General features: G+C 45.8%; 6 protein-coding genes. 1 reads left to right on the forward strand and 5 read right to left on the reverse strand.

Annotated features, from left to right (window positions below; translation table 11 throughout):
• Nucleotides 1–335 precede the first annotated feature (335 nt).
• The 4 genes from Q0200_RS02155 to Q0200_RS02170 all read right to left on the reverse strand — a co-directional run bounded on the left by Q0200_RS02155 (nucleotide 336) and on the right by Q0200_RS02170 (nucleotide 5,683).
• Nucleotides 336–467, reverse strand: coding sequence for a hypothetical protein (locus Q0200_RS02155; protein ID WP_297937176.1), 132 nt, complete (start codon nucleotides 465–467; stop codon nucleotides 336–338).
• Nucleotides 468–539: 72 nt separating this feature from the next.
• Complete coding sequence (locus Q0200_RS02160) at nucleotides 540–1,382, reverse strand: hypothetical protein (RefSeq protein ID WP_297937178.1); 843 nt, start codon at nucleotides 1,380–1,382, stop codon at nucleotides 540–542.
• Between the two features lie 171 nt (nucleotides 1,383–1,553).
• Nucleotides 1,554–5,036: an acyl-[ACP]--phospholipid O-acyltransferase gene (locus Q0200_RS02165; protein WP_297937180.1), complete on the reverse strand. Its 3,483-nt coding sequence runs from the start codon at nucleotides 5,034–5,036 to the stop codon at nucleotides 1,554–1,556.
• On the reverse strand, nucleotides 5,033–5,683 hold the full coding sequence (locus tag Q0200_RS02170) for a MerR family transcriptional regulator (RefSeq protein WP_297937182.1): 651 nt from the start codon (nucleotides 5,681–5,683) through the stop codon (nucleotides 5,033–5,035). Before Q0200_RS02170 ends, Q0200_RS02165 begins: the two co-directional genes overlap by 4 nt.
• Nucleotides 5,684–5,814: 131 nt before the next feature.
• Between Q0200_RS02170 and Q0200_RS02175 the strand changes: the two genes are divergently transcribed.
• Entirely contained in the window at nucleotides 5,815–7,206 is a 1,392-nt protein-coding gene (locus Q0200_RS02175) for an amidohydrolase family protein (protein WP_297937184.1), read from the forward strand.
• Between the two features lie 122 nt (nucleotides 7,207–7,328).
• On the opposite strand, the gene Q0200_RS02180 is transcribed toward Q0200_RS02175, so the two are convergent.
• A partial coding sequence (locus Q0200_RS02180; protein WP_297937186.1) for a hypothetical protein occupies nucleotides 7,329–7,696 on the reverse strand: 368 nt, incomplete at its 5' end.

The following is a 7,696-nucleotide window of genomic DNA, read 5'->3' on the forward strand; positions in this document are numbered from 1 at the left end:
CCGTTATCGGCGTGGCGTCAAATTTCGTGCTAAACAACTTTAGCGCGTTTGGATTTGTTATTTACTCGATTTTTTACCCGCTGATTTTAGGCGCGATTATGCTTGTTAGCGGATATTTTATCTTTAGCAGCAGGGATTTGGTGTAAATTTAGCTAGTCTGCGGTAGCCGTTTGGCGTTTAGGCAGGCTAGTTAGTCGTTTTATCAAGCAAATTTGACCGCACATGCGGATAAACCGCGATGAAACGACGCTATTTTCTACGCTATCCATAACCGCTAAAACCCAAAATTTATCATCGCGGCGAGGCGTATTAAATTTAAGTTCAAAATTCGCCTTTTATTTTATCGCGGTGATATATTTATCGGACGCCACTTTACCGACCGTCGGCTGGGTATCTTGGCCCCATATATAGTAGCTTAGCAACTGTTTTGAATAGTCGTCGTTTAAATTTAGATTAAATACAGCCATTGTTTATCCTTTGTGTTAAATTTTATTTTTTGATTTGAAATTTGCTTGGTAAATTTCAAATGATTAGGCTTTTCAACCGCCTTTAAACAAGTCCTCTCTTACCAGGCGATCCGCTATTTCTTCGGCATTGTTTTTATAAATTTTAAAATCGCTATTGCCACATGTGTCGATTTTAAAGTCATCTTCGCTATATGATCTGGTTTGAATCTCTCTTTCATAATATTGCTTTCTATCCAATAAATCTTTGGGAGTATATCCTTCAGGAACTCTAACCAAAATAGCACTGAATTTAAAATCATCATAAAGAATAAAGCTTTTATCAAGATATAAAAGATATTTATTTAATCCTTTGTATTCAATTACTGGCATATCAAAGCCCGCAAAGCCCTCCGCTAAATTTATCTTTAGCCTTTCTGCTATATTTACGGGTTTCATTTGAAATTTCTCGACAAAAATATTTCTATACAGCAGCCAAGCGTCTTGATTTTTACGTTTTTCTATCTCATACTCTTTGGATAAAACTTCCAACCAATCATCGTTATTAAATTTATCCGTCTCATAAAAGCCCACTTTAACGGCAAATTCTCCATTGCCGTAGTTGCAAGCTTCATTGTCATATACATAATAGCATCTGTCTGTAATAGCGGCATAAAACAATACGGATCTGTCTAAGGTATCTAAAATTCCGCGCTTAAAGCGCTCCTCTTTAGACAAAATTCTATCTTCTTTTAGGCAGTATCCTTGCTTGTATTTGTCGTAGTCGGGGAGGGAAACTACGACAAAGCCTCGCGAAGTGGAGTAGCCGGGCACGATGCGGATAAATGCGGCGCCAAGTATCGCCGTAAAAAGCACGACCGACCAAACTATCTTTTTAAGTTTGCTACCGAAGAGTTTTTGTTTTAAATTTAAGTTCAAAATTCGCCTTGTTGTTTTATTTTCATTATGATTATATTGTGATTAAACTTAGGTGTTTATAAGCGGGTATCGCTGTTTTAAAATTTAATTTTGCAAGGGTCTTTTGCTAGAGCTTAGACGATAGGCAAATTTGACGACCTAGCCGCCAAATTTGCCTATAGTAGCGTAAGTTTAAGCTTCCTCCGCCGTGCCCAAATTTCCCTCGCTAGCGACCAACTCGGCCGCTAGCTTTTTACTTGATTTAAAGTCCACTTTGCCCGTTCCTAGCACCGGTACGGCTTCGACTTTAAAAATCCTTGAAGGCTGCATGATGGACGGTATCGCAGAAGCTCTGATGCGCGCAGCCAGCTCCTCCTCGCCGATCTCGCCGCTAAATAGCATTACGACTTGCTCGCCCTTTTTCTCGTCGGCTATGTTGGTGCAGACAAAAGTCGCCTCATCGCCCAGCACGGCTGAAATTTGAGCCTCGACCGCGCCTAGGCTTATCATCTCGCCGCCGATTTTAGCAAAGCGAGATAGCCTATCCGTGATCGTTAGGAAGCCCGCCTCGTCCAAAAAGCCGATGTCGCCGCTGTTATAGTAGCGCACGCCGTCTAGCTCGACGATCGCCTCTTTCGTGCGCTCCTCGTCCTCATAGTAGCCCTTCATCACCTGATGGCCGCCGATTAGGATGAGGCCTGCCTGGCCGTTTTCCAGCTTTTCTAGGCTTGTAGGATCGCAGATTCTTATTATCGTGCCCGCAGTCGGTAGGCCCACGCTGCCCTCTTTTGAGAAAACAAGCTCTTTAAAAAACTCTGGCTCTAGCACGTTTGCGGTATTTACGCTAACGACTGGCGAGGTCTCGGTCGTGCCGTAGCCTTCGTAAATTTCGACGCCGAATTTCATCTTAAACTCGCGCTTAACGGCCGCGTTTAGCTTCTCCGCGCCGGCTATCGCGTAGCGGATCGTAGAAAACATCAGCGGATTTAGCTTTTTGTTTTTGGTGTAGAGCCTAAAAAACGTCGACGTGCCAAACATTATCGTCGCGTGGTATTTAGCAACCATCTTGCCCACGGCAAAGGCGTCTGTGGGATCTGGCACGTGAGCGGAGGCGATACCCTCGCTAAGCGGGAAAAAGGTCGCTGCGGTAAGCCCGAATGAGTGAAATATCGGTAGCGACGCTAAGATAACGTCGTTGCCGTCCGTATTTACGATCTCTGAAATTTGCTTGATGTTAGCCATTATGTTTTTATGCGTTAGCACGATGCCCTTTGGCGTGCCTTCGCTGCCGCTGCTAAAGAGTATCGTAGCATCGTCGTCGATGCGAACGTCGCGAAAATAAATAAGCTCAAGCAGCCAGCGCGGCATCAAAATCGCCTTTAGCATCGCGCAAATTTTATCAGCCTTGCTTATGCCTTGCGCGACGTCTTCGAGATAGATGAGTCTGCCTTTTAGAGATTCTTCCAGCTCAAAGCCGCGAGCCTTTAGCTTGGCGATAAACTGGCGCGACGTGATTATGCTTCTTAACCCAGCCTTGTCCGCGCAGCCGATCAAATTTTGCTCGCTAAGCGTGTAGTTTAGATTTACGCTTATCTTGCCTCTGATAAATAGCATCAAATTTATAATGCTACCCATCACCGAGGAAGGCAGTATCACGCCGACGTTTCGCTCTTTTAAAAACGAGAATTTAAATTTAGACAAAAACACTAGCACCGTCGCGATAACCTTGAGATTGTTTAGATCAGCGCCCGTGCTATCTACTATCGAGCGTTTAAACAGATCCGCTTTAGCGTGTTTTAGCCAACTAAACTGCATAGGCTCTAGGGTTTTTAGATACTCGGCCCAGCTAAAAAACGACAGCTCGACGACCTTTTCGCGCACCTGCGGGGCTTTGGTTTCAGGTGCCAAAGGCGCGCCAAAACTCACCCTGATAGCGCGCTTGCCGTCTATTTTACGGCTGATTTTTTGGTAGTATTTTTGAGCGCGCGAGAAGCTCGAACCCCAAAGACCGCGCAGATAAAACGGCACGATGACGGAGTTCGTATCGCTTGCGGCTATCTCGTAACCGTGCGCAAACTCGTCTATTTGGCCGTTATAGCTGATGTGTCCTTCCGGAAACAGCGCCACCACGTCGCCCGCGTCTAGGCACTCGCGGATCTTTTCTAGCGCGCTTTTACTAGCGCCCGCGCCTATCGGGATCACGTCAAATAAATTTAACAGCCATTTTAGGTACCAAATTTCATAAAAACTCTTATGCATCGCAAATCTAATCGGGCGCGGAGAGGCCATCTGCAGCACCGCCCAGTCTATCCAGCTCATGTGGTTGCCAAGCAGCAGCACGCCGCCTTTTTGCGGGATATTTTCGACGCCGTCGACGTTGATCGTATAGCCGATCCTAAAAAACGGCATGATAAGCAAACGCGCAAAAAGATGCGGCAGATATTTTATCGTCGCCAGCGCGCAGATAAGCACGCAAAACGACGTAATGACGAAAATCTCTGGCGTACTAACGGCAAATATACTAAACGCCATCGCAAGCAGCAAAAACGCCGCCATAAAGATGTTTTGGATAAAGTTACTGCCCGCTAGCGTGCGCCCCATCTGCTCTTCGGACGTGAAAAATTGGATATTTGCGTTTAGCGGCACGATGAAAATGCCGCCGCTAAAACCGAACAAAAACGACGCCAGCGTCATAAACGCAGCACTTGAACCCTGCGCAAACATAAGCAGCGAAGCAAAAAGCCCCAAAGCGCCAAAAGGCACGATGCCCATCTCGATGTGATTTTTCGAGTAGCTGCCGGCTAGCGCCGAGCCTGCGACCAGACCGATAGTGCTAACGGCCAAAATCGCCTGCACGATCATGACGTTATTATCCGCGCTCATAGCCTTGTAGTGAGCGGGGAAAACGGCGATAACCAGCTGCGCTACCGCCCAGAAAACCGAAAGTCCCAGCGTACATAAAAAGGCGTTTTTGTTGTTAAAGATGTGCTTAGTGTTTTCTTTTAGGTAGCCTAGTTTAAAGTACTTTTTCGCGTCAAATTTAAGCTCCGCATCGGTTGCTTCAAAAAACGGAATCTTAAACGTAAAAATCGTCTCGGCTACCGAGCAAACAAAAAGTATCGCGCCGATAAACCAGACCGATTTTATCATCTCTCCGGCATCCGTGCTAGTAGCGGCGTAGCTCTCGAAAATCGCCGAGAAAACAAACGAGCCAAGCAAAATCGCCACGATAGTAAAGGCCTGCACGATACCGTTTGCAGCGCCAAGCTTTTCTGCGCCCACGATTTTTTTGATTAGTCCGTATTTAGCGGGGCTATATACCGCGCTTTGCACCGCTAGCAGCAGCGTCGTGCCAAATGCCACGTAAAACCAGCCGCAAAGATAGCTTATAGTGATAAAAAGCGTGAGTAAAATTTCGCTCGCCGCCGCGTATCTAGTGATGCGGGTGCGCGAAAATTTATCGTTTAAAAAGCCCGAAACGCTAAAAAGCATGATGTAGGGCAGCAAGATTAGTAAATTTACGAGCGAGGTCAGGATGATCTGTAAATTTTCATCCTCGATACTCTTAAAAAGTATGTTTTGGATCGTGATCTTGTGACCAAGATCCACGACCGCATTGATAAACATAACGATCAAAAAGGGCAAAAAGCCCCTAACCGAAAAAACGCCTTTCATTTGTTCTCCTTTTTGTAGGCATCAAAGGTGTGAAAATTTAAGATATACGGTTTTAGGATCAAGATATTATCGAAAACGAGCTTTAAGGCCGCGTTTTTATCCTTTGCTTTCGCGTAAATTTCGCGCGCGCACTCGGCTTCGATTTTGGCCGTTTGCTTGGCTAAATTTATATAGGTCTGTAAAATTTCCCGCCCGCGCTCGCTTTTTTGCGTTTCTAGCACGATTTGCAGGATCTCGACCTCTTTTTGCGTTAGCTTGCCGCCTCGCATAAAGATAAATCCGTCTTTTATAAATTTATCCAGCTCGGTCTGGCTGATACCCAGCCTCTCGCACGCCTGCTCGGCGCTTAGCGTCTGGGCGAAATTTGACCCCATAAAGGTATCGAGCGAATCAAAAAGCGCCTCGTAGCAGCGCTTAAAGCTAAAACCCTTTTGCTGCGTGAGCGCCTTGACCTCCTTTAGGCTGAGGTGGAAGTTGTTTTGGACGTATTTGATGAAATTTAGCATCAAAAGCGTATCCTCGCCGTACTGATGCACGTTATCTTTTACCTTCACGGGCTCTGGCAAAAGCCCTTCCTTGACGTAAAAGAGTATCGTTGATTTGGGCGTTTGCGATAGTTCGCAAAGCTCGCTCATCTTGTAGCTCATCTCTTTCCTTTCGTTAAATTTGACGAAATCTTACGCAAATTTAGCTTAGAAAATCATAAAGCGTAAAGCACCACTTGACACTTTTTAAAATTTAGGCTATGATTTCGCCAAATTTTAAAAAGGGAGAAACGATGTTTCGAGATGATTTTTACCGCACAAATGAGCGCTTGGACGCTTTGGGTTTTGGTACAAATTTGATAGGCAGAAAAACGGCGGCAAACTCGGCCCAAACAAACGCCGCAAACTTTGGCTTAAATTTGGCTCGTAAAACGGAGGCAAATTTAACTCGCGCAAATTTAACCGAGCAAAACGCGCGGGTAAATTTAAGCTCAAATCTAAGAGCGAGCGAGACGGCTACGTCAGAAACGCTCGGGTTTTGCCAAAACGCGAGTCAAATTTACGCCAAAGATAAATTTGCCGAAACGAGCGTAAATTTAACCGCAAACGAAGCAAATTCGAGCGGGTTTTCGCGGGGTAAATTTAACGAAATCGCCGTGCGGGAGAGCGAACTTAGCGGCTTGCAAAACGCAAATTTAACGCAGATAAAAACCGTCGATATCCACTCGCATTTGCTTAGCGCGGACGTGAAATTCGACCGATTTTACGACAAACTAGCGCTTGCGTTTTTTGCTAAGAAATTCGACATAAACAGGCGCGAGCTTATAAAAAACGGCTTTGAGGGCTACAAAAGCAACTTCGCGCGGCTGATTAAAAGCTCAAATTTCGTCCAAAAATCCGTAGTTTTCGGCGTCGATGCAAAATTTGACGCGAGCGGAAACCTCGTGCACAAGGACAAAACCGTCTGCGCCTCAAACGAGGATGTTTTTGCCTTTTACGAGCAAAATCCAAACGAGGTCATACCGTTTTTTAGCGTAAATCCAAACCGCAAAGACGCGCTAAATCTGATCGAAAAGTACCACAAAATGGGCTTTAAGGGCGGCAAGCTACTGCACTCGTACTGGGAGACGAATCTAAACGACAAGCGCTATGAGCCCTATTTTAGGCTACTTAGCGAGCTTGGGCTGCCGCTAGTGATCCACGTGGGCGACGAAAACTCGCTGGCGTCAAATAAGGCGCTTGAGAGTATCGAGCAACTAAAATCCCCGCTAAATCTTGGTTGCCGTATCGTCTGCGCTCACATGGGCGCCTCAAGCGACGGCGCTTTTACGGTGCTTTCCAGGGACCCCGAAAAATTCGGCGCCAACTACTTCACTCTACTTCGTTGGCTGCGCGAGTTTGACGGGCTTTACGCCGACGTTTCGGCGCTGCTGTGCATAAACAAGGCCCGTATCCTGCCGCATCTAAAAACCCAAACGCAAATCCACGACAAAATCCTTTTCGGCACCGATTTTCCCGTACCTTTTAGCGTGATTTTAAGCAGCTACGACCTGCCGTTTTGCAAGCGTCTCACGCTAAACCGCATCCAAAATCCGCTCGATCGCTACGTGCGCGCGATGAGTTTGTATTTTGGCGAGGATTCGCCGATTTTTAGTAACTATAAAAAGATTTTGGGGGAGATTTAATCCGAAATTTGAGCGCAAATTTGACGATCGGAGCGCTAAATTTAACTCACAAATTTAAAGGCAAATTTGAGCGCGGCGGGTAAAATTTGCACGCATTATCAAGGCGACTAGCGCAAAACACGCTATCGCCGCCTTTTTATTCGCCCTTTTCTCGGCTGTTTAGAATACGAGTCGTCGTCCCTGTCAAAATCCTTATCCTTAAGCATCCAATAAATCGCCGCAAAAATTACGCCAAACAACAAAAACTCCGTAAGATAGTGCGACCCGCTACCTCGCAGTATGAGAAAGCATGCGATAAGACCGCCAAGATACGAATACGATACCTTGCCCAAAAAGTTTCCAAGCTTAGCAAAGCCCAAATTTAAAGCCGCCGAACCCAGCACAAATACTATAATCCCGTAAAACAATCCCATTATAAAAATATAGCCCGGATCGGGAACGTAGGCTTCGTCGCTTTGCTCTATATCAAATTCTATCATCTTACGCCTAA

Origin of the sequence: uncultured Campylobacter sp. (genome assembly GCF_938045225.1) — a bacterium.
GTDB lineage: Bacteria > Campylobacterota > Campylobacteria > Campylobacterales > Campylobacteraceae > Campylobacter_A.

Coding starts and splice junctions, on each gene's coding strand:
- Q0200_RS02155 (WP_297937176.1), bottom strand. CDS start 467: ATGGCTGTATTTAATCTAAATTTAAACGACGACTATTCAAAACAGTTG.
- Q0200_RS02165 (WP_297937180.1), bottom strand. CDS start 5,036: ATGAAAGGCGTTTTTTCGGTTAGGGGCTTTTTGCCCTTTTTGATCGTT.
- Q0200_RS02170 (WP_297937182.1), bottom strand. CDS start 5,683: ATGAGCTACAAGATGAGCGAGCTTTGCGAACTATCGCAAACGCCCAAA.
- Q0200_RS02175 (WP_297937184.1), top strand. CDS start 5,815: ATGTTTCGAGATGATTTTTACCGCACAAATGAGCGCTTGGACGCTTTG.